Source organism: Streptomyces collinus (genome assembly GCF_031348265.1).
Taxonomy (GTDB): Bacteria; Actinomycetota; Actinomycetes; order Streptomycetales; family Streptomycetaceae; genus Streptomyces; species Streptomyces collinus.
The window spans coordinates 4763341-4789991 of record NZ_CP133771.1; the positions used below are offsets into that span (position 1 = coordinate 4763341).

Sequence of the window (26651 nt, forward strand, 5' to 3'; positions counted from 1 at the left end):
CCGGGACCGAGGCTCGTGCGATTGTGACGCCGGGCACTTTCCCGAGTGGCCGGTGCCCAGATGGGCATGAGCGACTCTGGACGGGCGGCCCGAGATCTCACCATGCGATATCGCGGAGGGGTTTTTCGGACGCTCGTTAGACTGAGCCGACCGCGGTACGAATGCGTATGAGCGGATAGAGACGGATTGAGCGAGGAGCGCACGTGGGCCTTGTCGTGCAGAAGTACGGAGGCTCCTCCGTAGCCGATGCCGAGGGCATCAAGCGCGTCGCCAAGCGGATCGTGGAAGCGAAGCAGAACGGCAACCAGGTGGTTGCCGTGGTTTCCGCGATGGGCGACACGACGGACGAGCTGATCGATCTCGCCGAGCAGGTTTCCCCGATGCCTGCCGGGCGCGAGCTCGACATGCTGCTGACCGCCGGAGAGCGGATCTCCATGGCCCTGCTGGCCATGGCGATCAAAAAGCTGGGCCACGAGGCCCAGTCGTTCACCGGCAGCCAGGCGGGTGTCATCACCGACTCGGTCCACAACAAGGCCCGGATCATCGACGTCACGCCGGGCCGGATCAAGACCTCGGTGGACGAGGGCAACATCGCGATCGTGGCCGGTTTCCAGGGCGTCTCCCAGGACACCAAGGACATCACCACCCTCGGCCGCGGCGGCTCCGACACCACGGCGGTGGCTCTCGCGGCCGCCCTCGACGCCGACGTGTGCGAGATCTACACCGACGTCGACGGCGTGTTCACCGCCGACCCGCGCGTGGTGAAGAAGGCCCGGAAGATCGACTGGATCTCCTTCGAGGACATGCTCGAACTGGCGGCGTCCGGGTCGAAGGTGCTGCTCCACCGCTGTGTGGAGTACGCCCGCCGGTACAACATCCCGATCCACGTCCGGTCCAGCTTCAGCGGACTCCAGGGGACCTGGGTCAGCAGCGAGCCGATCAAGCAAGGGGAAAAGCAGGTGGAGCAGGCTCTCATCTCCGGTGTCGCGCACGACACCTCCGAGGCCAAGGTCACGGTCGTCGGCGTGCCGGACAAGCCGGGCGAGGCGGCCTCGATCTTCCGCACGATCGCCGACGCCGAGATCAACATCGACATGGTCGTGCAGAACGTGTCCGCCGCCTCCACGGGCCTGACGGACATCTCCTTCACGCTGCCGAAGACCGAGGGCCGCAAGGCCATCGACGCGCTGGAGAAGAACAAGGCCGGCATCGGCTTCGACTCGCTGCGCTACGACGACCAGATCGGCAAGATCTCCCTGGTCGGCGCCGGCATGAAGACCAACCCGGGTGTCACGGCCGACTTCTTCACGGCCCTGTCCGACGCGGGCGTGAACATCGAGCTGATCTCGACCTCCGAGATCCGCATCTCGGTCGTCACCCGCGCCGACGACGTGCCCGAGGCCGTCCGTGCGGTGCACTCCGCGTTCGGGCTCGACTCCGACAGCGACGAGGCCGTCGTCTACGGGGGCACCGGCCGCTGATGGCCGATCTCCGACAGGACGCCCGGACCGTACGGTCCGGGCGTCCGACGCTTGCCGTGGTGGGGGCGACCGGAGCCGTCGGCACGGTCATGCTCCGGATCCTGTCCCAGCGGGCGGACGTCTGGGGCGAGATCCGGCTGATCGCCTCCCCGCGCTCGGCGGGCCGCAAGCTGACCGTGCGCGGCGAGGAGACCGAGGTCCTCGCGCTCACGGAGGAGGCCTTCGACGGGGTCGACGTCGCCATGTTCGACGTCCCCGACGAGGTCGCCGGGCGGTGGGCGCCCATCGCCGCGGCCAAGGGCGCGGTGGTGGTCGACAACTCCGGCGTGTTCCGGATGGACCCGGACGTGCCGCTCGTCGTGCCCGAGGTCAACCCGCACGCCGTGCGGATGCGCCCGCGCGGGATCATCGCCAACCCCAGCTGCACGACGCTCTCCATGATCGTGGCCCTGGGCGCGCTGCACGCCGAGTTCGGGCTGCGCGAGCTGGTCGCCTCCTCGTACCAGGCCGTCAGCGGCGCCGGGCGCGAGGGCGTGGCGACGCTGCGGCAGCAGCTGTCCCTGGTCGCCGGCACGGAGCTGGGGACCAACCCCGGCGACGTACGGCGGGCCGTCGGGGACCACACCGGGCCGTTCCCGGAGCCGGTCGCGCTGAACGTCGTGCCCTGGACGGGTTCGGCGTGCGAGGACGGCTGGTCGTCGGAGGAGCTGAAGGTACGGGACGAGTCCCGCAAGATCCTCGGCCTGCCGGGCCTCCCCGTGGCCGTCACCTGTGTCCGGGTGCCGGTGATCACCACGCACTCCCTGACCGTGCACGCCCGCTTCGAGGGCGAGGTCACCGTCGACAAGGCCCGCGAGATCCTCGCCACGGCGCCCGGTGTCGTGCTGTTCGACAACCCGGCCGCGGGGGAGTTCCCGACGCCGGCCGACGTGGTCGGCACCGACCCGACGTGGGTCGGGCGGGTCCGTCGGGCGCTGGACGACCCGACGGCGCTCGAACTGTTCGTCTGCGGGGACAATCTCCGCAAGGGCTCCGCGCTCAACACCGCGCAGATCGCCGAGCTGGTCGCCGCCGAGCTGCCCCGGCCGGTCACCGATCGGTTTTCGTGAAGTTTCGCCGCGTCAAAACACCCCGGCCGATGTCATAGGCGGTTTGTAGGATCTGTGCACGACATGTGAGCCGGTCGATGGTCCGGACCACTTGTCCATGGCGCTTCGGCATCAGAGGATTTACCTCCCCGTCCTCCGCAACCGTGCGGAGGGCGGGGAGCGTCTTTGCGGTCGCCCTTCGGTCGTGGGAGCGCTTCATCAGGCGTGGGGACGCCTGGAACCGGGCGTGGGGACGTCCGTTCACATTTGGACATAGGGGAAGAGCGGGACGCATGAGGGCATTTGATGCACTATCGGTTGTGCTGCCTGACGCGGGTAGACCGTCGGCGACGGTCGGCGTGAAAGTGATGCCCGGCACGTACAACCCTGACAGGGGTCAGCGTGTCCAACAGGCGTGGCAGAGGTACTCGACTTCAGCGCGGCACGCGGCACGGTCCTTCGACCGCCCCGTCCGGCGGCTCTACGACCCCGCATGGCCGGTACGCCCGGTGGCATGCCGGTGATCGCGCCCGTGCCCGCAGCGCGGCCGGCCCGCATACCCAGTCAGCGTGACGGCGCAGAGGACGGCGTAGCGGCCGGCACCTCCGTCGACCACCTCACCGAGACCTACCGCGCGCACTACCGCTCGCTGCTGGGTCTCGCCGCCCTCCTCCTCGACGACACCGCCTCCTGCGAGGACGTAGTCCAGGAGGCCTTCATCCGTGTCCACTCCGCCCGCAAGCGGGTCCGCGACCCCGAGAAGACGCTGGCGTACCTGCGCCAGACCGTCGTCAACCTCTCGCGTTCCGCGCTGCGCCGCCGCATACTCGGCCTGAAGCTGCTGTCGAAGCCCATGCCCGACATGGCCAGCGCCGAGGAAGGTGCCTACGACCAGCTGGAGCGCGACTCGCTCATCAAGGCGATGAAGGGGCTGCAGCGCCGCCAGCGCGAGGTGCTGGTGCTGCGCTACTTCGCGGACATGACCGAGGCGCAGGTCGCCGAGACCCTCGGCATATCGCTGGGCTCGGTCAAGGCGTACGGCTCGCGCGGCATCGCGGCGCTCCGGATCGCCATGGAGGCGCCGGCATGAGTGACCGCAACGGCACGGGCGGCAACGGGCGCGAGGGCCCCGAGCCCGCCGAGCGCCTCGACGAGTGGCGGACGCCGTCACGGCTGCACGGGCAAGATCCGAAGCAATCGCACGCTGGGAACGGAACTGTGAACCACGGCCCCGACGACCAGAGCCCCGACGGGTTCGACTCGGACGAGCTGGACCTGCGCACGATGCTGCACCAGGTGGTGCAGGAGGTGGAGCCGCGCGACGGCACCCTGGAGTACCTGCGCAAGGCGGTGCCCCAGCGGCGGACCCGCAAGCGGCAGGCCGTCGTCGGCATGGCCGCCGCCGCGCTCTTCATCGGCACCGCCATCCCCGCCCTGGTGCACGTCTCCAACGCCACCGGCTCCGACGCCAACCCGTCCGCCATCGGCCACGCCTCCGAGACGCAAGGCGGCTCGGGCGAGGGGAAGGGCCCGGACGGCGGCGAGAGCACCGCGGGCGGCTCCTCCGGCAAGACCGAGAGCAAGGAGAAGGGCGAGAAGAAGGAGAAGGACGAGGGCAAGGGGTCCGGCGCCTCCACCGGCGCGTCCCAGGGCGGTACCGACCCTTCCTCCACCGCCGCCGCCGGTATCCAGGCGTGCACCGCGGCCCAGCTGGGCCCCGCCTCCGGAAGCGCGGGCGCCCCCGACTCCACGGGCGCGGTCTCCGGCTCCTTCCGCGTCACCAACGTCTCCGGCGCGGCCTGCACGGTCACCGGCCCCGGCTCGGTGAGCGCGCTGCCGCAGGGCGCCGCCGACATGAGCAAGGTCGGCTCGGCCCGCCACACCGCGGGCGACGCGGCGGCAGGGCTGCTGCCCGACCCGTCGCTGGAGGCCGCCCAGCTGGTGCTTCAGCCGGGCATCGGCTACGACGTGAAGTTCGCGTGGGTCCCCTCCGAGACCTGCCCCACCCCCGGCGGCAGCGTCGGCGGTCCGGACCCCAGCCCCGATCCGACCCCGACGGAGGACCCGGCGACCACGGCCGGCACCTCCACCGGCGGCGACACGGGCGCGGCCCCGCAGCTGGCCAGGGAGGACGGCACGGTCGACGGCAGCGTGGCGGTGACCTACACGCCGGGCACGGGCTCGGGCGCCACCTCGGTGACGGTGTCCAACGCGTGCGCGGGCACGGTGTACTGGACGGGCGTGCTGGCAGGGGCGTAGGCGAGGGCGCAGCCCCTCCGGGGCTGCGGGCCACCCGGCCCGGCGCGGACGCCCCTCACTTCACGGCGGCGTCCACGGCGACGGGCTCCTCACCCGTCACCAGCCCCAGCTCCGCATCCCGCACGGACTCCACCTCGCGCCGCAGCAGCCGGAACCACATGAAGATCACGAACCCGACGAAGGCGAACCACTCGGCGGTGTAGCCCAGGTTCTGGAAGGCCTTGAGGTCCAGCCCCGAGTCCGGCGGCGCGGCGGCCGGCACCGCCTTCATCCCCGCGTCACCCTTCGACAGTGTGACCCACGCGTCGTACACGTCGTACGGCACCAGGTTCACCAGGGACGCCGCGCTGATCGCCGCCGTCTGCCCGGCCGGCAGCCCGCCCTGCGCACTGACGCCGTTGTCCCCCGGTGTCTCCGACGCCTGTAGCGCCCCGGTGACGGTGACCTCACCGGCCGGCGGGACGGGAACCCGTGCCGTCCCAGCGGTCCCGGGCAGCCAACCCCGCACCACCGGCAGCGCCTCGCCCGAGCCGGTCCGCAGCAGGGCCAGCACGTAGAAGCCCTGCCTGCCGTCGAGCTCGCGCCCGGGCACCAGGAGCTGCTTGGCGTACCGCCCGCTCGCGGTGACCAGCTTGCCGGACGTGGCCTTGGTCACCGGCAGCATGTCCTTGAGGGGACGGGGCGCCTCGCTCTTGGCCTCGGTGACCTGCTCGGTCGCGGTGCGATGGTCCTGCACCCGGTCCTCGAACCGGCCCAGCTGCCAGGACCCCATGAAAATGCAGAAGGGGATGGACAGCAGCACGAAGACGTTGATCCCCCACCATCGGGGCGTCAGCAGAAACCGGTACACACCCCCACGGTACGGGGGTGCCGGGCAGGGACAGGCTGCGGGGTCGGCAACGGGGCGGGGGCGGCGGGCGGTTCCGGACGCCGGCCGCTCAGTACCGCTCGGCCAGGTGCTCCCGGCCCACCGGGGGCTCGTACGGCTCGGGCCAGAAGTCGGTGATCACGGATATCCGGCCCGCTCCGTCCCCGGTGAAGAAGGAGATGGCGTCCATCTCCTCCGGCCCCACGGTGAAGTGGGTCCAGGTGACGACCTGTCCGGGCTCGGCGACGACGCGCTCGACTCTCAGGTGCCAGTCGCCCGGATACTCGCGGTTGAACCGGACATACCGCTCCCGGCCGCTGATCAGCTCACGCGTCTGGGGCAGGGTGTAGACGACGTCCTCGGACAGGGTATCGGCGAACGCGGCCCAGTCCCGGGCCTCGGCGGCGGCCCAGAACCTCTCGACGGCCTTGCGCAGATCGGTCATGCCCAAAAGTCTGCACGCCTCCACTGACAATCGGCCCTGACCTGCGCGAACACCCCGGTCAGGGCTCAGTGGGCTCAGTGGGCTCAGTCCTTGCGGGCTCGGATCGAGTACATCAGCGGTATCCGCGGCCGGCCCGCCGGAAAGCGGAAGTAGCCGTCCCGCTGCTCGAAGCTCCCGAACCGCCGGAACAGCGACACGTCGTGCTCGTGCAGGAACTCGATCCGCAGCCCGGCCGCCGCGAGCGCCGAGACGACCTCGCCGACCGGATGCTGCCACTCGACCCGCCGGCCGTGCGTGAACTCGGCGCCCTCGGCCGCGTACGACCCCGCGCTCTCCTCGACCCAGGCGTCCCGGGCGAAGTAGTCGTGCGTGATCCGCGAACCGGTCTCGTCGTCGAGGACGTCGGTGAGCGGGTGGAACTCCAAGAGGTAGAGGAATCCGCCCGGGGCCACGAGCGCCGCGACGGTCTCCGCCCAGCGCCCGATGTCGGGCAGCCAGCACAGCGCGCCGACGCCGGTGTACACGATGTCGTACGACGGGTCCGGCACCGCGGCCGCCGCGTCGTACACGTCCGCCGCGACGAACGCCGCCCGGTCCGGGCCGAGGCCGAGGTCGCGTGCCAGCCCGCGGGCCAGGTCGACGGCGGGTTCGGAGAAGTCGAGACCGACGACGCGGGCGGCGCCGTGCCGGGCCCAGGACAGCGTGTCGAGGCCGATGTGGCACTGAAGGTGCAGCAGAGAGCGGTTGCCGACGTCGCCGACCTCGGCGAGCTCGAAGTCGCGCAGCGGGTCCTGACCGGCCCGGAAGGCGTCCAGATCGTAGAAATCACCGGCCACGTGCAGCGGCACCCGCTCATCCCAGTGGGCGCGGTTGGCCTCGTTCCAGTCGGCCGGTGTGGGGGAGTACAAGAGTGCGACTCCTGACCTGCTCGGAGGGGGGACCGGTGGAGGTTATCCACAGGCTGGGGACCTCGCCAGCGAATTGTCGGCCGGGGCGGGCAGTATGGGGCCATGACTGAGAGCAACGGGTCCGCCGCGCGGGACCAGCACGAGCAAGCGGTACAGGCGGGACGGCAGGAGCGGATGCCGGACTGGGAGAAGCGCTTTCGGGCGCCCCGGGTGTCCCTGCCCGACTGGGCGGAGGACGCGCCGGACCGCTCCCTGTTCGTCTCGAACGCGACCGGGACGTACGAGCTGTACGCCTGGGACCGGTCGACGGGCGAGCAGCGCCAGGTGACGGACCGGCCGAACGGCACGACGGACGGCGTGCTGTCCCCGGACGGCGCGTGGATCTGGTGGTTCGACGACAAGGACGGCGACGAGTTCGGCGTGTGGCGCCGCCAGCCCTTCGCGGGCGGCGCGGACGAACCGGCCGCCGAGGGCCTGGAGGCCTCCTACCCGGCCGGCCTCGCCCTCGGCCGTGACGGGCGCACGGCGGTCGTGGGCCGCTCCACGGACGAGGACGGCACGACCATCCACCTGGTGCGCACCGGCGAGGAACCGGTGCAGATCTACCGCCACCGCGAATCGGCCGGCGTCGGCGACCTCTCCCACGACGGTTCGCTCATCGCCGTCGAGCACACCGAGCACGGCGACGCGATGCACTCCGCGCTGCGCGTCCTGCGCCCCGACGGCACCGCGGTCGCCGACCTCGACGACACCGAGGGCGGTACCCGGGAGCTGGGCCTGGAGGTCCTCGGCTTCGCTCCCGTCGACGGTGACACGCGTCTGCTCATCGGCCACCAGCGCCGCGGCCGCTGGGAGCCCCTGGTGTGGGACGTGGCCACCGGCGAGGAGACGGACCTGGCGCTGGAGCTGCCGGGCGACGTCAGCGCCGAGTGGTACCCGGACGGCAGCGGCCTGCTCATCGCGCACAGCTTCGAGGCCCGCAGCGAGCTGTTCCGCTACGACCTGGCCGGCCGCACCCTCTCGGAGATCCCGACCCCGAAGGGCACGGTGTCCGGAGCGACGGCCCGGCCCGACGGCAGCGTGGAGTTCCTGTGGTCCTCGTCGGCCGAGCCGTCGGCGGTGCGCTCCACGACCGGCGGTGTCGTGCTCGACCCGCCCGGCATGAAGTCGCCCGGCTCGGTGCCGGTGGAGGACGTGTGGGTGGAGGGCCCCGGAGGCCGCATCCACGCCCTCGTCCAGAAGCCGCAGGGCGCAACGGGCCCGTTCCCCACGGTCTTCGACATCCACGGCGGCCCCACCTGGCACGACAGCGACTCCTTCGCGGCGGGCCCCGCGGCCTGGGTCGACCACGGCTACGCGGTGATCCGTGTCAACTACCGCGGTTCCACGGGTTACGGCCGGGCCTGGACGGACGCCCTGAAGCACCGTGTCGGTCTCATCGAGCTGGAGGACATCGCCGCGGTCCGCGAGTGGGCCGTCACCTCCGGCCTCGCCGATCCCGAGCGCCTGATCCTCACCGGCGGCTCCTGGGGCGGCTATCTCACCCTGCTCGGCCTCGGCGTCCAGCCCGACGCGTGGACCCTGGGCATCGCGGCGGTGCCCGTCGCCGACTACGTCACGGCGTACCACGACGAGATGGAAGCGCTGAAGGCGATGGACCGCACGCTCCTGGGCGGCACGCCGGAGGAGGTCCCCGACCGCTTCGAGGCCTCGTCCCCCCTCACCTACGTAGACCGGGTCAAGGCCCCGGTCTACATCTCGGCCGGCGTCAACGACCCCCGTTGCCCGATCCGGCAGATCGAGAACTACGTCAAGCGCCTGGAGGCCCGAGGCGCGGTCCACGAGGTGTACCGCTACGACGCCGGGCACGGGTCGCTGGTGGTGGACGAGCGGATCAAGCAGGTGCGGCTGGAGCTGGAGTTCGCGGAGAGGCACCTCAAGGGGGTGCCGGGCGCCCAGTAGTGCAGGAGGCGGGGGTGGTCCGGCGGCTGCGGGCGGGGTGTGTCCGATCGCGCAGTTCCCAGCGCCCCTTGGGAGGCTTCGCGCCCATGGGGCGTTCGGCCCCTGCGGGTGTTTCGCGCCGGCCCCTGCGGGCGTTTCGTGCCGGCCCCTTCGGGTGTTTCGCGTCCTCGGGGGCGTTCGGGCGTCCCGTTACGCTCCCGACCGCTCCCGCCGCCTCCGCCCCAGCAGCTCCGCGAGCCCTCGTCGAGTGGCCGCCAGCACCACCCGGTCCCCGGGCCCCAGCACGTACGTAGGAGGCAGATCCCACACCAGTCCCGACGCCGGTACCCGCTCCTCACCCGGGAGCTCGGCCTCTCCCCGACGTCCACCGGGAGGTGACGTGTTGAGCGCCAGGACCCGCCAGGCCCCGGCTCGGAACGCCTCCCCGACCGTCCGCCCCTCCAGCTGCGGATGCCCGGCCACGTCCACCTCCGCGAACAGCAGCACCCGCCGCTCCACCGGGATCGCGCCCAGGATCTGCCGACCCATCATCGCCCCGGCGAACGCGGGCGCGGCCAGATGCGACACACTCCGGCTCCGGGTGAGGGCGAAGGGATGCGCGGCCCGCAGCGTGCGGTACACGGCCGTCGCGAAGTCGTCGTCGTACAGCCGCAGCACGACCCGCAGATCGGGCCGCACGGAGCGTGCGTACAGCGACGCCTCCAGGTTCGTCGTGTCCGCGCTGGTCAGCGCCAGCAGCGCGTGCGCTCGGTGGATCTTCGCGGCCTCCAGCACGCCCTCCTGCGTGACGTCCCCGAGCACCACCGGCACCCGCAGCCGCCGTGCCGTGGCCATCCCGCGGGCATCCGGGTCGGACTCCACGCACACCACGGGGATGTGCAGCTCCCGCAGCCGCGTCAGCACCCGCGTCCCGATCTTGCCGAGCCCGAGCAGCACCACATGACCGCCGAGCCCCCGCGGCGGCTTGCGCAGCGCCGAGGCGCTGCGGAACGTGCCGAGTGCCTCCAGCACCGCGGCCAGCAGCACCGGCAGCAGCAACAACCCGACCAGCCCGGACAGCAGTTGCAGCACTTGGCGCGCGGTCGAGTCGTGGAAGGCGGGATCGTTGATGCCGAACAGATCGAGCAGCGTCACGTACGTGGCATACAGCGGGTGCTCGTCGGTCACGATCATCAACCCGACGGCGAGCGCCAGCACACAGGCCACCAGCCCGGCCAGCGACCACCGCAGCCGCCGCGAGAACAGCGAGGCGAACGGCGGCACACCACCCCGCCCGGGGGGCAGGGACGGCCCGGAGTACGACACCTGCTCCAGGACGACGGTGCCGCGCCCGGTCGCCGCCGCCACCGCCGCCTCGTCCGGCAGCAACTGCGGCCCGTGCTCCCCGCTGCCCTCGGAACCGTCCGCGCCGGCCGGGTCGTTGCTCGTCGCGGACAGCAGCGCCAGGGTGCACAGTCCCGGGTCGGCGACCTCGCCCGGCCGCGGCGGCTGCCGTTCCACCGCACGCAGCACGAGTCCTTCCGTCTGGACGACCTTGCTGGTGCCGACGAGGGCGGTGGCGGCCAGTGCGGGCGCGGCCGTGTCGGCATCGGACAGCACCGTCGTCGACGCGTCGAGGCCCGCGCCCTGCCCGTCCCCGGAGGCCACGGCCGCGGTCTGGTCGAGCAGTTCCTCGATGTGCTGCCCCAACCGCCGGTTGTACAGCCGCAGTACGAGGCGGAGGCGGGGGTTGAAGCGGCGGGCGGTGAGCGCGGCGCGGATGTTGGTCTCGTCGTCGTCGTAGACGAGGGCGAGCGCCGCCGCCCGGTCGGCGCCCACCTCGGTGAGCACGGCGTCGGTGACCTCGGCGGCCTCGACGACCTGGTCGTTCGGGGCCGGTTCGGCACCGCCCGTCCCCGCCCGGCCGGCGGCCGCGCTCACCACCCGGTCGAGCAGCGCCGCCGAAGCGGCCCGGGCCCGCCCGGCCACAGGCCGGCGCACCCGCCTCCCGGAGGGCGGTACGACGAGCGTGACCTGCTCGGCGTAGACACCGCGGAGTTCGGCGGCCAGCCGGTGCGCGAGCCCGTCGTCACCGCACACGATCATGTGCGTGGCCGGATCACTCGGCTGACCTTGGTTCGGAACGCTCCCCACGGGGAGAAGACTGCCTCACCGGGACGGCCGGTTCCAGAAGGGGACCGCGGGGCGTGAACACCCGGCCGTCGCTGTCCGTACGCAAGGGGAGGGAATGGGGCAATGCCCTCGCGCACCACCGGAGGTACCGGGCCCGTGGCCATCACGAAGACCGTCCCGCAGGACGGCGCCGATCCTGGGCAAGCCGAGCGCGGGGACGCCCACAGCGGGGATGCCAGGCCTGCGGACACCGCGACGGACGGCGGCAGGGATGCGGAGGCCCGGCACCTCAACTCCCCGCTCCTGCTGACCCTTTTGCTGCTGACGGCGGTGATGTTCCAGGACCCGCTCCGCGGGGCCCTGGCCGCACCGGTGATGCAGAGCTGGATGACGGTCTTCGTCGCGGTCATGGTCCAGGCGCTGCCGTTCCTGGTGCTCGGTGTGCTGCTGTCGGCGGCGATCGCGGTGTTCGTGCCGCCGTCGTTCTTCGCCCGGGCCCTGCCGAAGCACCCGGCGCTGGCGGTCCCGGTCGCGGGCGCGGCGGGCGCGGTACTGCCCGGCTGCGAGTGCGCGTCGGTGCCGGTGGCCGGCGCCCTGGTCCGCCGCGGCGTCACACCGGCGGCGGCTCTGGCCTTCCTCCTCTCGGCGCCCGCCATCAACCCCATCGTGCTGACGGCGACGGCCGTGGCGTTCCCCGGCAACCCCGAGATGGTCCTGGCCCGTTTCGTCGCCAGTCTGCTCGTGGCCTGCTCGATGGGCTGGCTCTGGCACCGCCTCGGCCGCACGGACTGGCTGCGTCCCCCGGCCCGCGCGTCGTACGAGGGACAGAGCAAGGGCGCGGCCTTCTGGGGCTCGGTCCGCCACGACGTGACGCACGCGGGCGGCTTCCTGGTGATCGGCGCGATGGCCGCGGCGACCCTGAAGGCGGTGGTCCCGGCGCAGTGGCTGAGCCTCGCTGCGGGCAACCCCGTGCTGTCGGTCCTGTTCCTCGCGGCCCTGGCCGTCCTGCTCTCCATCTGCTCGGAGGCGGACGCGTTCGTGGCGGCGTCCCTGACCCAGTTCTCGCTGACGGCCCGTCTGACGTTCCTGGTCGTCGGCCCGATGATCGACCTGAAGCTCTTCGCGATGCAGGCGGGCACCTTCGGCCGCGCCTTCGCCCTGCGCTTCGCCCCCGCGACCTTCGCCCTGGCCGTGGTCGTATCGGCCCTGACCGGAACGGTCCTGCTGTGAACCGCCTGGCCCAGACGGCCCTCCTCTTCCTGCTCGGCGCGACCCTCCTGCACGCGGGCACGACCGACCTCTACCTGCGCTACGTCAAGGAGGGCCTGCGCCCCCTGGTCCTCCTGGCGGGCGCCGTCCTGATCGTCACGGCGGCGGCAACCCTCTGGTACGACCGCCGCGGCACCGCCACGCACGAGCGAGGCACCCCCACCCACGACCACCACCGAGAACCCCGCGTCTCCTGGCTCCTCACGCTCCCGGTCCTCGCCCTGATCCTGGTCGCCCCGCCGGCCCTGGGCTCCTACAGCGCGGCCCACACCGGCACGGCCCTGACCAAGCCCTTCGGCTTCCCGGCCCTCCCCACCGGCGACGCCCCCCTCCGCCTCGCCGTGGCCGACTACGCCGGCCGCGCGATCTACGACGACGGCCGCGCCCTCCGCGACCGCGAGCTGAAGATCACCGGTTTCGTCACCCTGGACCGCAAGGGCGCCCCCTACCTGGTCCGCATGGGCCTCAACTGCTGTGCGGCGGACGCCCAGCCGGTCAAGATCGCCCTGACGGGCAACGTCCCTCCCGTCCTGCGCCCGGACACATGGCTGGAGATCACCGGCACCTACACACCCCGCCGCACGAAGGACCCGGTCAACGACGGCCCGATCCCCTACCTGGAGGTGACGACCGCGAGACCGGTCCCCACTCCGCACGACCCGTACGACGAGACGTGGAACACCTGAACTGCGGTATGGCACGGCCCCGTTGGGGTACCCGCAGGGAACCGCTGATCAGCGAGGGGCACCCATGACCACACTCCGAGGCGGCCACACCGCGGAATTCGACCGGCCGCTCCTGCCCGAAGCGGCCCGCGAGGAACTGGCGAAGGCCGACCACCGGGCCAACCTGACCCTGGCCACCCTGGGCGCGGCCCTGGCCGCCCTCCTCACCGCGATCACCGTGGGCGTCATCACCCCCACCCAGTACGCCACGATCCCCCAGCTCCTCCTCTGGACGGGCTGCGCGGCCTGCGCCCCGTCCCTGGTCCTCCTGAGCCTCGCGACCAAGCCCCAGCCGGCCACCACGGCCGACACCCCGCCCCAGCTGCTCACCCGCACGACCTGCGCGAAGCGCCGCCGCATACGTCAGGCGATGGCGTGGGGAGCGGCGTTCCTCGCCTTGACCCTTGCGGGGACGCTGGCGGGGCTGCTCTCCTAGACCGCCCGGTTTGGAGCGCGGCTGGAGTCTCGCTCGCGAAGGCATCCAGGGCCGTCGCCCAGGGGAGCGGCGTCTGTAACTCTCGGCGGAGAGACCGCGAACGTCTCGAAACTCGTGACGGGGAGTTCCGCATGCCCAATGCCGTTTCCTGCACCGGCTCTTCGGCCGAATGCTCCGCCGTTCCATCCTTCGAAGCCGCCACCGGAACCCTCCTCCAGCAGTTGGTGCTGGCGGCCGGTCCCCTCACCGTGCTCCAGATCGGCTGTCCGTACGAGTCGTTCACCGCGAGGCTCGCGGCCGCGGTGAGCGAGAACGGGCACGGCCGGGTCATCTGCTGCGAGCCGGAGACCGTACGGGCCGAGGCCGCCGCGGCGGCGGTCGAGAAGGCCGGACTCGGACGGTACGCGGAGGTCCGGGAGGGCCGTCCCGAGCGGTCGCTGGCGACCGTCCCCGGACCGGTCGACCTGCTGCTGCTCGGCGGCCCGCCGGAGTCCTTCCTGCCGCTGCTGAAGCTGGTGGAACCCAGGATGCTGCCGGGCGCGGTGGTGGTGGCCCACGGCGTACGGGACGTGCGGGCGCTGTGCGCGGAATTCATCGCCCACGTCCGGTTCTCCGGCAGCGGCTATGTGTCGCTCCCCCTTCCCTTCGACGGCGGCGTGGAAATGGCCGTCCGCGCCGCCTGACGGATGCGCGGCGCCCGAGGGATCCGCGCCGCCCGACGGAAACGCCCCGCCTGACGAATCCGCGCAGCCATCCTCTAGGAGTGCCGTGTCCCCTCGTCCGTTCGACCCGGAGTTCCTGCCCGAGGGACACCCCGACAAGAACCCCGTCCCACCCCGCGGCACCGCCTCGCGCGCCCTGTGGCGAGGGCTGGTTCGCTACCTCCTGCTGCCGGCGTACCGCGCGCTGGTGGCCCTCGGATCGGTGCACGTGGCAGCGCTCTGGCATCCGGAGTTCGGGCCCGCGGTCAGCCGGCCGCCGCAGGAGCCGCCGAGCTACAGGACGTTTCGAGCGGGTCTTGAGAGCGGGCCGGAAGCCTGGCCGGGACATCCCCACCCCCCAGTTCCCAGAGAGAATCGAGGAGATCTGTCATGAGCGACGCGCGGCTGGTCGGCACCTGGACCACGCAGCTGGACGACGACGGCAAGGCGGTCCCCGGACTCGTCTGCTTCTCGGCGGACGGCACGGTCGTCTCCACCCAGCTCAACACGAAGAACATCGGCCTGGGCACCTGGCGCTCCACGGGCCCGCACAGCTTCGAGTACGGCTTCCACATCCTGGCGGCCGACCCCGAGGGCAACCACGTGGGGGAGGCACATGTCCGGGTGTCGGGCGAGTTCGTCTCGGACACGGAGTGGCAGGGCAACGGCGGTGCCGAGTTCTTCGACCCGCAGGGCACCAAGCTGCGCGGGCACGCGGGGTCCAAGGTGACCGCCGGCAAGTTCGGCATCGACGACTGATGCGGGCGGCGGCGCTGCGGGACCGGCTCGACGGGGACCTGGTTCTGCCGGACGAGACGGGCTTCGCTCTGGCCCGGCAGCTGCAGAACACCGAGTACGACACGATCGAGCCGTCGGCCGTCGCGTACTGCGCCTCCGAGCGGGATGTCGCGCTGTGCGTGCGGCACGCCCGGGAGCAGGGGGTGCGGCTGCACGTCCGGGGCGGCGGACACAGCTTCAACGGCTGGTCGACCGGTGAGGGGCTGGTCGTCGACCTGTCCCGGATGAACCACGCCGTCGCCGAGGGGCCCGTGGTGCGGCTGGGGGCGGGCGTCCAGTCCCTGGACGCGCTGGACGCCCTGCGGTCCCAGGGGCGGCAGATCGTCACCGGGACGTTTCCCACGGTCGCCGCGGGCGGATTTCTGACCGGCGGCGGGATCGGCTGGCAGACGCGCAGGTTCGGGCTGGGCAGCGACCGGGTCGCGGCCGCGCGCGTCGTGCTCGCGGACGGCAGGGCCGTCCGCTGCTCGCCCACCGAGGAACCCGATCTGTACTGGGCCTCGCGCGGCGGGGGCGGCGGCACCTTCGGGGTGGTCACGGAGTTCGAGGTGCGGTCGATCGACGCGCCCGCCATGACCGGCTTCGAGACGCTGTGGGCGTACGACGACGCTGTGGAGGTGCTGACGGCCTGGCAGGAGTGGGCCGTGGACGGCCCCGACGAGCTCGGCACCTCTCTGGTCGTGCTGCCGGGCATGTTCGGGCCCGGCGGGCGCCCCGTGGTCCGGGTCTGGGGGGCGCACCTGGGTCCGGACGAGGCCCTGCACGAGGGTCTGGACGAACTGGCGGAGCGGGCCGGGTGCAAGCCGCTGAGCAGGACCGTCGCCGCGCGGGGCGGGTATGCCGAGGTGATGCACGAGGCGCTGTGCGGCTCGAAGTCGGTGTCCCAGTGCCGTCGTACGGGAACCGGGCCCGAGGCCGAGGGGCACCGCCACCCGTACACCCGGCAGAGCTACCGGCTCACCGGCCGGTCCGCGACCCGGGCGGAATCGGCGGCACTGCTCGATGCCTGGGATCCCGCACTCGACGCGGTGGGCCAGGAGCGCTATCTGCTGTGCATCGCGCTGGGCGGAGCGGCGAACCGGGTGCCGGTCAGCGCCACCGCCTACGCGCACCGGGACGCCCGGTTCCTGATCGGCTATCAGTTCGCCTGCCGTGAGGCGGAGGCGGACCCGGCGGCGCCGGCGCGGCTGACCGCGCTGGCGGACCGTGCCGCCGAGGCACTCACGCCGCTCGCTTGCGGCTCGTACATCAACTTCCCCAGCTCGCGGGTGGGCGGGGACTGGGAGACGGAGTACTTCGGCGCGAACCGGTTCCGGCTGCGCGCCGTGAAGCGGGCCTACGACCCCGAGGACTTCTTCCGGCACGCGCAGAGCATCGGCCGTGCCCCGACGACCGAGGTGGAGTCATGAGGACGGATCTGCGGAACAAGGTCGTACTGGTCACCGGCGCCTCCTCGGGCATCGGCCGGGCGACGGCCGTGGCGTACGGGGAGGAGGGGGCCAAGGTCGCGATCACGTACCACAGCAATGAGGACGGGGCCCGGGAGACGGCCCGGCTGGTGACCGAGGCGGGCGGGACTGCGCTGGTGGTGCGCTACGACCTCGCGGACGAGCGGTGCATACGGGACGCCGTGGGGCGGGTCGCCGAGGAGTGGGGCGGCATCGACGTGTTGGTGGCCAACGCGGTGGTCTGGAGCGAGGCGATCCCGCGGCCCGGGCAGCCGGTGCCGCGCTTCGAGGACGTGCCGGCCAAGCAGTGGCAGGAGGTGCTGCGTACGTCCGTCGACGCCGTGTTCCACACGCTGCAGGCGGTCCTGCCGTGGATGCGCGGACGGCCGTGGGGCCGGATCGTGCTGCTCGGCGCGGGCCTGGCGGACACCGGCAAGGCCGGGGCGGGGGCCTACGGCGCGGGCAAGTCCGCGCTCTTCGGGCTGATGCGCAGCCTGGCCTGGGAGCTGGGGCCCGACGGGATCCTGGTCAACATGGTCGTGCCGGGCCAGACCAGCACCGAGACCGTGCGGGCGCACGTGCCCCCGGGCTTTTTGGAGGAGAAGGGCAAGACCTTGCCGTCGGGCCGGATGTCCGCGCCCGAGGACGTGGCCCGGGCCATCACCTTCCTGGGCTCGGCCGCCAACGGCAACACCAACGGCGAGACGCTCCGCGTGACGGGCGGCGCCTGACGGGTCCGGCCGGCGTCCGCTCACGGTACGGCCCCGCCGCTCTCCGGGAACCCCGGAGCGCGGCGGGGCCCGCCCCGTTCCCGCCTCCTCTTTCCGCCCCCGTTCCTGGCCGGCGCACGCGCGCGGTGTCGAGTTGTCCTCGACGATGTTTCGAGAGGCCCGGGCCACCGTGTGGGGCATGGAGATTCGTAGCCTCGACGGCGATGAGCCGGCGACCATTGCCGCGTTGCTTCCCGGATTCCGGGACACCATGAGCCTGGAACTGCCCGGTGATCCACCGGTGACGGAGGCCCTGCTGGCGCGGCTGTTCCAGCGGCGGCACGGGACGGAACGGATCGTGCTGGCCGCGTACGACGGCGGCACCCCGGCCGGTGTGCTGAAGCTGGGGCTCGATCTGGGAGATCCGAGCGGGCCGGGACACGGTTCGCTGTGGGTTTTCCCGGGGTTCCGGCGACGCGGTGCCGGGCGGGCGCTGGTGGCTGCGGGGCTGGTGGCGCTGCGGGAGCGCGGGCGGGAGCTGCTGCTGGCCGACGCTCCCCGGGCGGCGGGCGGCGAGCGGTTCGCGGCGGAGCTCGGAGCCGACCTCATCGGCGAGAGCGTGCGCCATCGGCTCCGCCCGGCCGGGCCCGCTCGCGCGGCGCTGGAGGCGGCCGCAACCCGGCCGGTGCCCGGTTACCGGCTGGTGGCGTGGCAGGGGCCCTGCCCCGACGACCTGGTGGAGTCCTACGCCCGGGCCTGGAGCGCCCTGGAGGAGCGGGTCAACGGCCAGGCCAGGATCCGGCGTCCCTCCGCCGACGACGTACGGGCGCGGGAGGCCGAGGCGGAGCGGGCCGGGCATGTGCCCCACGTGGTGGCGGCACTGCCCGAGCACGGTACGTCGATCGTCGCGTACGCCACCTTGTTCGTGCGCAACAGCCCGATGGCGGACGTCGGCGAGACGCTGGTGCTGCCCAAGCACCGGCGGCGTGGTCTCGCCACCTGGCTGAAGGGCGAACTGCTGCTCGGGGCCGCCCGGGAGAACAACCGGCTCGCGCTGATCCAGGTCTTCAACGACACCGCCGACACCGCTGTGGTCGCGCTCAACCGGAAGCTCGGCTTCGAGGCCGACTCGTACTGGTCGACGTACGCGCTCAAGGCCTGAGCGGCCGGCCCCGCCCCGATCCGGTCCCGCATCCGTTTCCCCGGTGCCCGATCCCCGGTGCCCGACCCCCGACCCCCGATCAAGAGCCGAGCCGAGAGGAACCCATGACCACCGTGATCCCCGCCAGGCAGCGCACGCGCAACGCCGAGCTGATCCGCGAGCTGTACGGGACGCTCTATCGTGAGCGCCGCTTCGAGGAGGCGGGTCGCTTCTTCCATGCCGACTGCGTCGAGCACGACCCGGGCGACTGGCGGACATCGGACCGTACGTTCCCGGCGCTGCGCGCCGACATCGACCACCTGGTGGCCGGCAACGACCGGGTGATGCTCTTCGCGACCTGGACCGGACGCTCCCGCTCGGGTACCGAACTCCGGTTGCATACCGCTGAGTTGTACCGCCTGCGGGACGGTAGGGTCGCCGAGCACTGGAGCGTGGTGGACCGCGACGTGCTCGTCGGGCACGGTGTGGACGGCGGACCGGACCGGAGCGGTCAGCCGGCTGCCCCGGGTCTGCACGGCCCGCACAGCGACACCGAGCGGGCCAACGCGGAGCTGGTGCTCGGCGCGTACCGCGACGTCTTCAGCGAGCACCGGCTGGAGCTGGCCGAGCGCTACTACCACCAGGACTACCGGCACCACAACATGCGTACGGACGCGGTGCCGGACGGGCTCGACGCGTTCAAGGCGTTCTTCGCCGACAACATCGCCGCCTTCCCCGACCTGGTCACCACCGTGGACCACATCGTCGCCGCCGACGACCGGGTGATGGTCTTCGTCACCTGGACCGGCACGCTCACCGGCGCGTGGAGCGGAGGCGGGCCCTCCGGGCTGCCTCTGGAGATGCGCACCTGCGACCAGTTCCGGATCGAACGCGGGAAGGTCGCCGAGCACTGGGAGGTCGTGGACTACCTGGCCCTGGGGCGGGCCGGGCTGCCGACCCCGTGAGCAGGACCGACGCCGTTCCGAAAGCCGACATCCGAGAGAGGGACCCCGCGATGACCTCCGCTTCCGAACCTTCCGGCCCTTCCGGCAGCGCACCCGTACTGATCGTCGGCGGCAGCCTCGTCGGCCTGTCCACCGCCGTGTTCCTCGCCCGGCACGGGGTCCGCTGCACTCTGGTGGAGCGCCATCCGGGCACGTCCGTCCATCCGAGGGCCGTCGGGTACTACCCCCGGACCGGCGAACTGCTGCGGCAGGCCGGGGTCGAGGACGCCGCCGTGCGGGAGGCGTCCGGGTTCGCCACGCATCGCACCCGTGCCGGGGTGACCTCGCTGGCCGGCGAGGTGCTGTTCAGCAAGGAGGAGCTGGAGGGCGATGACGATCTGGGCGACCTCACGCCGTCCCGGCTGCTTCTGCTGCCGCAGGACCGGCTGGAGCCGCTGCTGCGGGACCGTGCGGTGGAGCTCGGGGCCGACCTCCGGTTCGGCACGGAACTGGTGTCCTTCGCGGAGGACCCGGAGGGGGTCACCGCCGTCCTCGACGACGGCACCGGCGGCACCCGTACCTTCCGCAGCTCCTACCTGGTGGCCTGCGACGGGCCGCGCAGCACCGTCCGGGAGGCGCTGAAGGTGCCCCGGCAGGGGCGCGGGGTGCTGTCCCGCCATGTGAGCATCGCGTTCGGCGCGGATCTGCGCCCGGTGCTGGGGGACCGCCGCTACAGCGTGGTCCATGTGAAGAACCCCCAGGTCACGGGCATTCTCGTGCATGACGACACCTTGACCGGGGGCACGCTCATCGTCGGGTACCGGCCCGAGGACGGCGAGAGCCTGGAGGACTTCACCGACGACCGCTGCGCCGAGCTGGTGGGGGCCGCGGTGGGAGCGCCGGGGGTCGAGGTGACGATCCGCTCGCGCTTCCCCTGGGACATGGCGGAGCAGGTGGCCGAGAGCTTCGTGCACGGCAGGGTGCTGCTCGCCGGGGACGCGGCTCACGTGGTCCCGCCCACGGGGGGCTACGGCGCCAACACCGGTATCGCCGACGCCCACAACCTCGCCTGGAAGCTCGCCCTGGTGGCCGCGGGCGTCGCAGGGCCCGGCCTCGTGGAGACGTACGACGCCGAGCGGCGGCCCGTGGCGGTCTACACGGCCGAGCAGGGATCCCTCCAGCTCGCACTGCGTTCCGGCACCGCCACCCCGGAGCAGCAGGCCGCCGTCGCGGACGCGGTGACGGTGACGTCGGGGCAGGCGTACCGCTCCACGGCGGTGGTGGGGGAGCCGGACGGCGCGGATCTCCCGGTCGCCTCCGATCCGCGGGAACTGCGCGGGGCGCCGGGCACCCGGGCGCCGTATGTGGAGCTGCTGCGGGGCGGTGAAACGGTGTCCACGCTCGACCTCTTCGGGCGGGACTTCGTCCTGCTGACCGGAGAGCACGGCCGTGAGTGGATCTCGGCGGCCGTCTCCGCCTCCGCCGGACTGGGCCTGAAGATCACCGCCCGCCGGGTGGTGCCGGGTACGGACGCCGGGGCGGGCACCCTGGCCGACCCGGACGGCGACTGGTCCGAGCGCTACGGCGGTCTGCGCCCGGAAGGGGCTGTCCTGGTCAGGCCGGACGGTGTCGTCGCGTGGCGGTCGCCGGGCGCCGACCCGGGAGGCGAGGAGAGCGCGGTGCTGGCAGCGGTGCTGCGGAGTGTCCTCGCGCGAGAGTCCCGCACGGGCGGGAAGTAGCGGGCCGAGGTCCGTGGCGGCCGCCGCCGCGGGCCTCTGCCGTGCGGAGCGCCGGGCCGCCCACCCGGCCAGGGCACAGGGTCAGGCAGAACCCGACTCGTGCTGCAACTCGCCTACGGAGTCGACGTACTTGATGAGCAGGCGGGCGAATTCGAGCCGCTCCTCCTCCGGCCAGTCCTGAGTGATGCGCTCGAAGGCCGCACGCTGGTGGCGCCGGAAGCGGGCGAGCGTCTCGTGCCCCTCCGGGGTGAGCTGCAGGATCGTACGGCGGCCGTCGCGCTGCGAGGCCGCACGGATCAGATAGCCGGCGGAGATGCAGTCGGAGACCATCCGGCTGGCCACGGAGGGGTCGACGGCGAGCCGCTCGCCCACGACACCGACGGTGATCTCCTGACCCTCCTGGTCGGGCCCGTCCTGGACGATGTTGAGGACCAGCGTCCTGGTGAAGTCCTTGCGGGACACCTGCTTCTCCACGTTCAGCGCCTGCGCACGCCGCAGCCGGGAGAAGGCGGGGCCGACGGCGTCGAGCAGATCCGCTGCCCGGGGCGGGGGCTGAGTCGAAGTGTCCATGTCCGCATTCTAAGCGAGTTGATTACGGCAGACGAGCATCTGTATGCTCTCAATCGACTGCATGACATAAAGCATATACCTGTGAGCGAACATATATCGCCACAACTCTCGCGCACTTTCGACGCACACATCCACCGAGGGGGAACCCCATGTCCCAGTCCGTGCCACCCGAGCAGTCCGAACGCGACTTCGAGATCACCTACGACACCGACGTCGACTTCGACGTGCTGATCGTCGGCGGCGGTCCCGTCGGCATGCTGCTCGCCGCGGAGCTCCGGATCTCCCGCGTCCGGGCGGTCGTACTCGAACGGCTGCCCGAGCGCACCCCGCACTCCAAGGCCTTCGGGCTGCATGCCCGCTCCCTGGAATCCCTCGACCGGCGCGGCCTGCTCAAGCGGTTCCGCGAGGGAGCCCGGTCCTGGAACAACGGCCACTTCGCGGGCCTCGACGAGTGGGTCGACTTCTCCACCCTCGACAGCGCGCACGGCTACGCCCTGCTCTCCGAGCAGACCAGGACCGAGCGACTGCTGGAGGAGCGTGCCGCCGAGTTCGGCGCCGAGATCCGACGCGGTCACGAGGTCACCGCGATACGCCAGGACGCCGACGGCGTCGAGGCCGAGGTCGCCGGCCCCGACGGCACCTACACCCTGCGCGCCCGGTACGCCGTGGGCTGCGACGGCGGTCGCAGCCTGGTCCGCCGGGAGGCCGGCATCGACTTCCCCGGCACCGGCGGCCGGGTCACTGCCCGGCTCGGCGACGTGATCCTCGCCGACCGAGAGAACGCCCCCATGGGCATGGAGCGCACCGAACGCGGCCTGCTGTTCTGCGTGCCGCTGGACGACACCTACCACCGGGTCTCCACCTTCGACTTCGAGGCCGACCGCGAGCCCGGGGCGGAACTCACCCTGGAGGAGCTGACCGCCAGCCTGCGCGAGATCTGGGGCGACGACCTCGGTGCGCACTCGCCGCGCTGGCTCTCCGTCTTCACCGACTCCGCCTGCCAGGCGGACCGCTACCGCGAGGGCCGGCTGCTGATCGCGGGCGATGCCGCCCACACCCACTTCCCCGTCGGCGGGCAGGGCGTCAACCTCGGTCTCCAGGACGCCTTCAACCTCGGCTGGAAGCTCGCCGCCGAGGTGCACGGCTGGGCTCCCGAGGACCTGCTCGACAGCTACGACCGCGAACGCCAGGCGCCGGCCCGCAAGGTGCTGGCCAACACCCGCGCGCAGATCGCGCTGATGAACCCGGACCCCTACGTCACCCCGCTGCGCGAGCTCTTCACCGACCTCATGCGCAAGGAGCAGGTGAACCGGCACCTCGCCGAGATGCTCAGCGGCGTCACCGTCCGCTACGCGATCGACGGTCCCGAACACCGGCTGCTCGGCGACTTCGCCCGCGACCTGGAACTGAGGACCGAGGACGGCGTCAGGCCGCTCCCCAAGTACCTGAAGCGCGGCACCGGTCTGCTGCTCGACCTGACCGGCGACGGGCAGATCGGGCAGGTCCACGAGAAGTGGGCCGCGGGCGCCTCCTGGGCCGGCCGGCTCCAGCACGTCCGGGCCGAGTGCGCCGAGGAGCCGCAGCTGGCCGGTCTGCTGGTCCGCCCCGACGGCTATGTCGCCTGGGCCGCGGACCGGGACATGCCGGAGGCGGAGCTGCGCGAATCGCTGACCGCGGCCGTCACCACCTGGTTCGGCACCGACTGACGCAGGACCGGCGAGGGCCGGAGGGGCACGCCCCTCCGGCCGGCACGACAGCTACTCCAACCCCCCACACCGCTTGTGCACGTGAGAGGACGACGTGAGCAATCCCCCCTGGTCGCAGGAGTTACTGGAGAAGAGCGACCTGATCACCCCCATGGCCATCAGAGTGGCCGCCACCCTCGGACTCTCGGACCACATGGCCGCCGGAGCGGTCACGGTCGAGACGCTGGCCCGCGAGGCGGACGTGGACGCGATCGCCCTGGGCCGTCTCCTCGGTCACCTGGTGAACGCCGGGATCTACCGCCGGCTCCCCGACGGGGCCTACGAACCGACGGACCTCGGCGCCCTGTTGCGCGACGACCTCCCCCAGTCGGGCCGTGACTGGCTCCGCCTGGACGGCCCCACCGGCCGGGGCGAGGCGGCGGTGTTCCGCCTGCTCGATGCCGTGCGCTCCGGCGAACCCGTCTACTCCGCCCTGTACGGGCAGGAGTTCTGGACGGACGTCGAGTCGGACGGCGCGCTCGCCGAGGCCTTCGCCCGGCGGATGGCGGCGAGTATGCGCTGGGTCGTCCCCGAGCTGCTGGCCCAGGGCCACTGGCAGTCCGTACGGCACGTCGTCGACGTGGGTGGCGGAAGCGGTGACCTGCTCGCGGCCGTGGTCGACGCCACCCCGGGCGCGCGGGGCACGCTGCTCGACCTGGAGGCGCCCGCCGCCGCGGCCGAGCGGGACTTCGCGGACGCCGGACTCCAGGAGCGCTGCCGTGCGGTGGTCGGCAGCTTCTTCGATCCGCTGCCCGCCGACGGCGACGTGTACCTGCTGTCCAACGTCCTGCTCAACTGGCCCGACGACCGGGCGGCCGAGATTCTCCGGCGCTGCGCCGAAGCCGTTCGTCCGGGCGGCCGGGTCATGGTCCTCGAAGGCCTGCTCGACGTGCAGACCGACCAGACGGATCTGGACCTGCGGATGCTCATCTACCTGGGCGGGCGGATGCGCACCACCGAGCAGCTGCGCGAACTGGCCGCCGGTGCCGGGCTCGCACTGCGCCGCGTCGTCGACCTGGGACCGGTGCGCTCGCTCGTCGAACTCACGCGGGCCTGACCCGGCCCGTTCCCCCCCCGAACCCCCGCCGTGCATGCGGGAGCAACCCCGGTGTGCACGCAAGCGAATGAAAGAGAAAGAGGAGTACGTCCATGCGTATCGTCCGACACCACGAGTTCGGTGCCCCTTCGGTGCTTCAGCTCGAAGAGGCCGACATTCCTGTCCCCGGCCCCGGCCAGGTGCTGATCCGCGCCGAGGCCGTCGGGGTCAACTTCGCCGAGTGCCAGCGCCGTCAGGGCATCCCCGTCGGCGGTCCCGCCACGCTTCCCGGCTCGCCGGGCGGTGACGTCGCGGGCGTCGTCGAGCGGCTCGGCGAGGGCGTCGACCAGGTGAAGGTCGGTGACCGGGTGGTCACCGGTGTCGCCGCCGACGGGTACGCCGAGTACGTCGTCACCCAGGCCGACTGGCTGTTCACCGTCCCCGAGGGGATCGATCCCGGCCAGGCCACCTCGCTGCCCATCCCGGGCCAGACCGCCTACCACGTGATCGTCACGGCCGCGAAGCTCCAGCCCGGTGAGACCGTACTGATCACCGCCGCCGCGGGTGGCATCGGGCATCTGCTGGTCCAGATGGCCAAGGCGCTCGGCGCGGGCCAGATCATCGCCGCCGCCCGCGGAGCGGAGAAGCTGTCCTTCGCCGCCTCGCTCGGCGCCGACGTCACCGTCGACTACGGCGAGGACGGCTGGGACGAGAAGGTGCGGGCCGCGACCGACGGCCGGGGCGTGGACGTGGCCCTGGAGACCGTCGGCGGTGACATCCTCACCAAGTCCGTGAACCTCACCGCCCCGTTCGGGCGGACGGTGGTCTACGGCGCGGCGGGCGGCGAGCTGCCGGCCATCGACGTCGCCGACATCTTCGACAACCGCATCGTCATGGGCTTCAGCATGTGGGGCGTGATGAGCGCCAAGCCGGACGCCATGGCCGCGGGCGCCCGAGAGCTGCTCGACATGGTGAGCTCCGGCACGGTCCGGCCGGTCGTCCACGCCGAGCTGCCGCTGAAGGACGCGGCGGCCGCGCACGAGCTGATGGAGTCGCGCTCCCAGCTCGGCCGTGTGGTCCTCGTTCCCTGACACCCCCTCATGTCATGCATTCAACCACTGATGTGCGGTTGACAAGTGCATGCATGAAGACATGTAATTGCCTCACACCATGTAACCCGGATCCCTGGGCGGAGCCGCGCGAGAACCATCCGCGGCTCGACAACACCTCCTAGTTGGGAGAACACCATGCGAATCGTCCGCCACTACGAGCACGGCGCCCCCTCGGTGCTGCGTGTCGAAGAGGCGGAGAAGCCGCAGCCCGGACCGGGCGAAGTGCTGATCCGCTCCGAGGCCGTCGGCGTCACGTTCGCCGAGGTCCAACGCCGCCAGGGCATCCCGATCGGCGGCCACGCCACGCTGCCCGGCGCCCCCGGCGGCGATGTCGCCGGCGTCGTCGAGGCAGTCGGCGAGGGCGTCACCAACCTGAGCGCCGGGGACCGCGTCGTCGTCGACGTCGACCACAGCGCCTACGCCGACTACGTGACCGCCGACGCCGCCTGGGCCATCACCATCCCGGACACGATGGACGCGGCCGAGGCCACCCTGCTGCCCAGCCCCGCCCAGACGGCCTACCACGCCATCAAGGAGGCCGGCCAGCTCAGAGTGGGGGAGTCGATCCTGATCGACGCCGCCTCCGGGGGCGTCGGCCACCTCGCCGTGCAGATCGCCAAGGCGATGGGCGCGGGCAAGGTCATCGCCACCGCCAGTACACAGGCCAAGCTGGACTTCGTCCGTGACCTCGGTGCCGACGTCACCGTCAACTACACCGACGACGACTGGGACGACCAGGTCCGGGCGGCGACCGACGGCCGGGGCGTGGACGTCGTCCTGGAGACCGTCGGCGGCGACATCCTCACCAAGTCCATCGCCCTGACCGCCCAGTTCGGCCGGCTGGTCTTCTACGGCTCGGCCAGCGGCGACATCCAGCCCATCCATCCGCTGATGCTCAGCCGGATGAAGACCGTGGCCGGCTTCGCCCTGTACGCCATGCTCTACAACAAGCCCGAGGCGATCGCCGCGGGACAGCGCGACCTGCTCGACATGATCGCCACCGGCAAGGTGCGCCCGGTCGTCCACGAGCGGCTCGGTCTCGACGAGGCCGTCAAGGCGCACGAACTCATGGAGGCCCGGGCCCAGCTCGGCAAGGTCGTCCTCGTTCCCTGACGCGGGACCGGCGACGACCCACCGTCTCCCGACCGACGTGG

Annotated in this window: 24 protein-coding genes; 19 read left to right on the forward strand and 5 right to left on the reverse strand. The window is 72.2% G+C overall.

Annotated features, from left to right (window positions below; translation table 11 throughout):
* Nucleotides 1–203 precede the first annotated feature (203 nt).
* The 4 genes from RFN52_RS21695 to RFN52_RS21710 all read left to right on the forward strand — a co-directional run bounded on the left by RFN52_RS21695 (nt 204) and on the right by RFN52_RS21710 (nt 4828).
* Nucleotides 204–1481, forward strand: coding sequence for an aspartate kinase (locus tag RFN52_RS21695; RefSeq protein WP_107456236.1), 1278 nt, complete (start codon nt 204–206; stop codon nt 1479–1481).
* Nucleotides 1481–2590, forward strand: a complete 1110-nt coding sequence (locus RFN52_RS21700; protein ID WP_184848231.1) for an aspartate-semialdehyde dehydrogenase — start codon at nt 1481–1483, stop codon at nt 2588–2590. The genes RFN52_RS21695 and RFN52_RS21700 overlap by 1 nt, the downstream gene beginning before the upstream one ends.
* A gap of 493 nt (nt 2591–3083) precedes the next feature.
* Entirely contained in the window at nt 3084–3659 is a 576-nt protein-coding gene (locus tag RFN52_RS21705; RefSeq protein ID WP_184848232.1) for a SigE family RNA polymerase sigma factor, read from the forward strand.
* 128 nt (nt 3660–3787) lie between these two features.
* Nucleotides 3788–4828: a hypothetical protein gene (locus RFN52_RS21710; RefSeq protein ID WP_184853984.1), complete on the forward strand. Its 1041-nt coding sequence runs from the start codon at nt 3788–3790 to the stop codon at nt 4826–4828.
* A gap of 55 nt (nt 4829–4883) precedes the next feature.
* Here RFN52_RS21710 and RFN52_RS21715 read toward each other — a convergent pair whose 3' ends face one another.
* The 3 genes from RFN52_RS21715 to RFN52_RS21725 all read right to left on the reverse strand — a co-directional run bounded on the left by RFN52_RS21715 (nt 4884) and on the right by RFN52_RS21725 (nt 7049).
* A complete protein-coding gene (locus RFN52_RS21715) occupies nt 4884–5678 on the reverse strand; it encodes an SURF1 family protein (protein WP_184848233.1) in 795 nt (264 codons plus the stop codon).
* 88 nt (nt 5679–5766) lie between these two features.
* Nucleotides 5767–6141: a nuclear transport factor 2 family protein gene (locus tag RFN52_RS21720; RefSeq protein ID WP_184848234.1), complete on the reverse strand. Its 375-nt coding sequence runs from the start codon at nt 6139–6141 to the stop codon at nt 5767–5769.
* An 83-nt stretch (nt 6142–6224) separates the two neighbouring features.
* The gene (locus RFN52_RS21725; RefSeq protein WP_184848235.1) at nt 6225–7049 is read right to left on the reverse strand and encodes a class I SAM-dependent methyltransferase; all 825 of its coding nucleotides are present in this window, start codon (nt 7047–7049) and stop codon (nt 6225–6227) included.
* A 102-nt stretch (nt 7050–7151) separates the two neighbouring features.
* On the opposite strand from RFN52_RS21725, the gene RFN52_RS21730 reads away from it, so the two are divergent.
* The gene (locus RFN52_RS21730) at nt 7152–9011 is read left to right on the forward strand and encodes a S9 family peptidase (RefSeq protein WP_184848236.1); all 1860 of its coding nucleotides are present in this window, start codon (nt 7152–7154) and stop codon (nt 9009–9011) included.
* A gap of 189 nt (nt 9012–9200) precedes the next feature.
* On the opposite strand, the gene RFN52_RS21735 is transcribed toward RFN52_RS21730, so the two are convergent.
* A complete protein-coding gene (locus RFN52_RS21735; protein ID WP_184853985.1) occupies nt 9201–11096 on the reverse strand; it encodes an NAD-binding protein in 1896 nt (631 codons plus the stop codon).
* A 183-nt stretch (nt 11097–11279) separates the two neighbouring features.
* Between RFN52_RS21735 and RFN52_RS21740 the strand changes: the two genes are divergently transcribed.
* From RFN52_RS21740 to RFN52_RS21785, 10 genes are all read left to right on the forward strand, one after another.
* On the forward strand, nt 11280–12353 hold the full coding sequence (locus tag RFN52_RS21740; RefSeq protein ID WP_311241021.1) for a permease: 1074 nt from the start codon (nt 11280–11282) through the stop codon (nt 12351–12353).
* Nucleotides 12350–13078 (forward strand): TIGR03943 family putative permease subunit, encoded by a 729-nt coding sequence (locus tag RFN52_RS21745; RefSeq protein WP_184848238.1) that lies wholly within the window; start codon nt 12350–12352, stop codon nt 13076–13078. The genes RFN52_RS21740 and RFN52_RS21745 overlap by 4 nt, the downstream gene beginning before the upstream one ends.
* 64 nt (nt 13079–13142) lie before the next feature.
* Nucleotides 13143–13553, forward strand: coding sequence for a Pycsar system effector family protein (locus tag RFN52_RS21750; RefSeq protein WP_184848239.1), 411 nt, complete (start codon nt 13143–13145; stop codon nt 13551–13553).
* 131 nt (nt 13554–13684) lie between these two features.
* Nucleotides 13685–14236 (forward strand): O-methyltransferase, encoded by a 552-nt coding sequence (locus RFN52_RS21755; RefSeq protein WP_184848240.1) that lies wholly within the window; start codon nt 13685–13687, stop codon nt 14234–14236.
* A gap of 408 nt (nt 14237–14644) precedes the next feature.
* Entirely contained in the window at nt 14645–15013 is a 369-nt protein-coding gene (locus tag RFN52_RS21760) for a hypothetical protein (RefSeq protein WP_184848241.1), read from the forward strand.
* Nucleotides 15013–16461 (forward strand): FAD-binding oxidoreductase, encoded by a 1449-nt coding sequence (locus RFN52_RS21765; RefSeq protein ID WP_184848242.1) that lies wholly within the window; start codon nt 15013–15015, stop codon nt 16459–16461. Before RFN52_RS21760 ends, RFN52_RS21765 begins: the two co-directional genes overlap by 1 nt.
* Nucleotides 16458–17231 (forward strand): SDR family NAD(P)-dependent oxidoreductase, encoded by a 774-nt coding sequence (locus tag RFN52_RS21770; protein WP_184848243.1) that lies wholly within the window; start codon nt 16458–16460, stop codon nt 17229–17231. The genes RFN52_RS21765 and RFN52_RS21770 overlap by 4 nt, the downstream gene beginning before the upstream one ends.
* A gap of 178 nt (nt 17232–17409) precedes the next feature.
* Nucleotides 17410–18372 (forward strand): GNAT family N-acetyltransferase, encoded by a 963-nt coding sequence (locus RFN52_RS21775; RefSeq protein ID WP_184848244.1) that lies wholly within the window; start codon nt 17410–17412, stop codon nt 18370–18372.
* A 104-nt stretch (nt 18373–18476) separates the two neighbouring features.
* Nucleotides 18477–19316 (forward strand): ester cyclase family protein, encoded by an 840-nt coding sequence (locus RFN52_RS21780; RefSeq protein WP_184848245.1) that lies wholly within the window; start codon nt 18477–18479, stop codon nt 19314–19316.
* 50 nt (nt 19317–19366) lie between these two features.
* Nucleotides 19367–21034, forward strand: coding sequence for an FAD-dependent oxidoreductase (locus tag RFN52_RS21785; protein ID WP_184848246.1), 1668 nt, complete (start codon nt 19367–19369; stop codon nt 21032–21034).
* Nucleotides 21035–21115: 81 nt separating this feature from the next.
* Here RFN52_RS21785 and RFN52_RS21790 read toward each other — a convergent pair whose 3' ends face one another.
* Entirely contained in the window at nt 21116–21604 is a 489-nt protein-coding gene (locus RFN52_RS21790; RefSeq protein ID WP_184848247.1) for a MarR family winged helix-turn-helix transcriptional regulator, read from the reverse strand.
* A 149-nt stretch (nt 21605–21753) separates the two neighbouring features.
* Here RFN52_RS21790 and RFN52_RS21795 point away from each other — a divergent pair, with 149 nt between their 5' ends.
* From RFN52_RS21795 to RFN52_RS21810, 4 genes are all read left to right on the forward strand, one after another.
* Nucleotides 21754–23310, forward strand: coding sequence for an FAD-dependent monooxygenase (locus RFN52_RS21795; RefSeq protein WP_184848248.1), 1557 nt, complete (start codon nt 21754–21756; stop codon nt 23308–23310).
* A 94-nt stretch (nt 23311–23404) separates the two neighbouring features.
* On the forward strand, nt 23405–24406 hold the full coding sequence (locus RFN52_RS21800; RefSeq protein ID WP_184848249.1) for a methyltransferase: 1002 nt from the start codon (nt 23405–23407) through the stop codon (nt 24404–24406).
* A gap of 92 nt (nt 24407–24498) precedes the next feature.
* On the forward strand, nt 24499–25476 hold the full coding sequence (locus tag RFN52_RS21805) for a quinone oxidoreductase family protein (protein WP_184848250.1): 978 nt from the start codon (nt 24499–24501) through the stop codon (nt 25474–25476).
* A 156-nt stretch (nt 25477–25632) separates the two neighbouring features.
* Nucleotides 25633–26610 carry a quinone oxidoreductase family protein gene (locus RFN52_RS21810; RefSeq protein ID WP_184848251.1) on the forward strand — a complete coding sequence of 326 codons (978 nt, stop codon included), beginning with the start codon at nt 25633–25635 and terminating at the stop codon, nt 26608–26610.
* Nucleotides 26611–26651 lie beyond the last annotated feature (41 nt).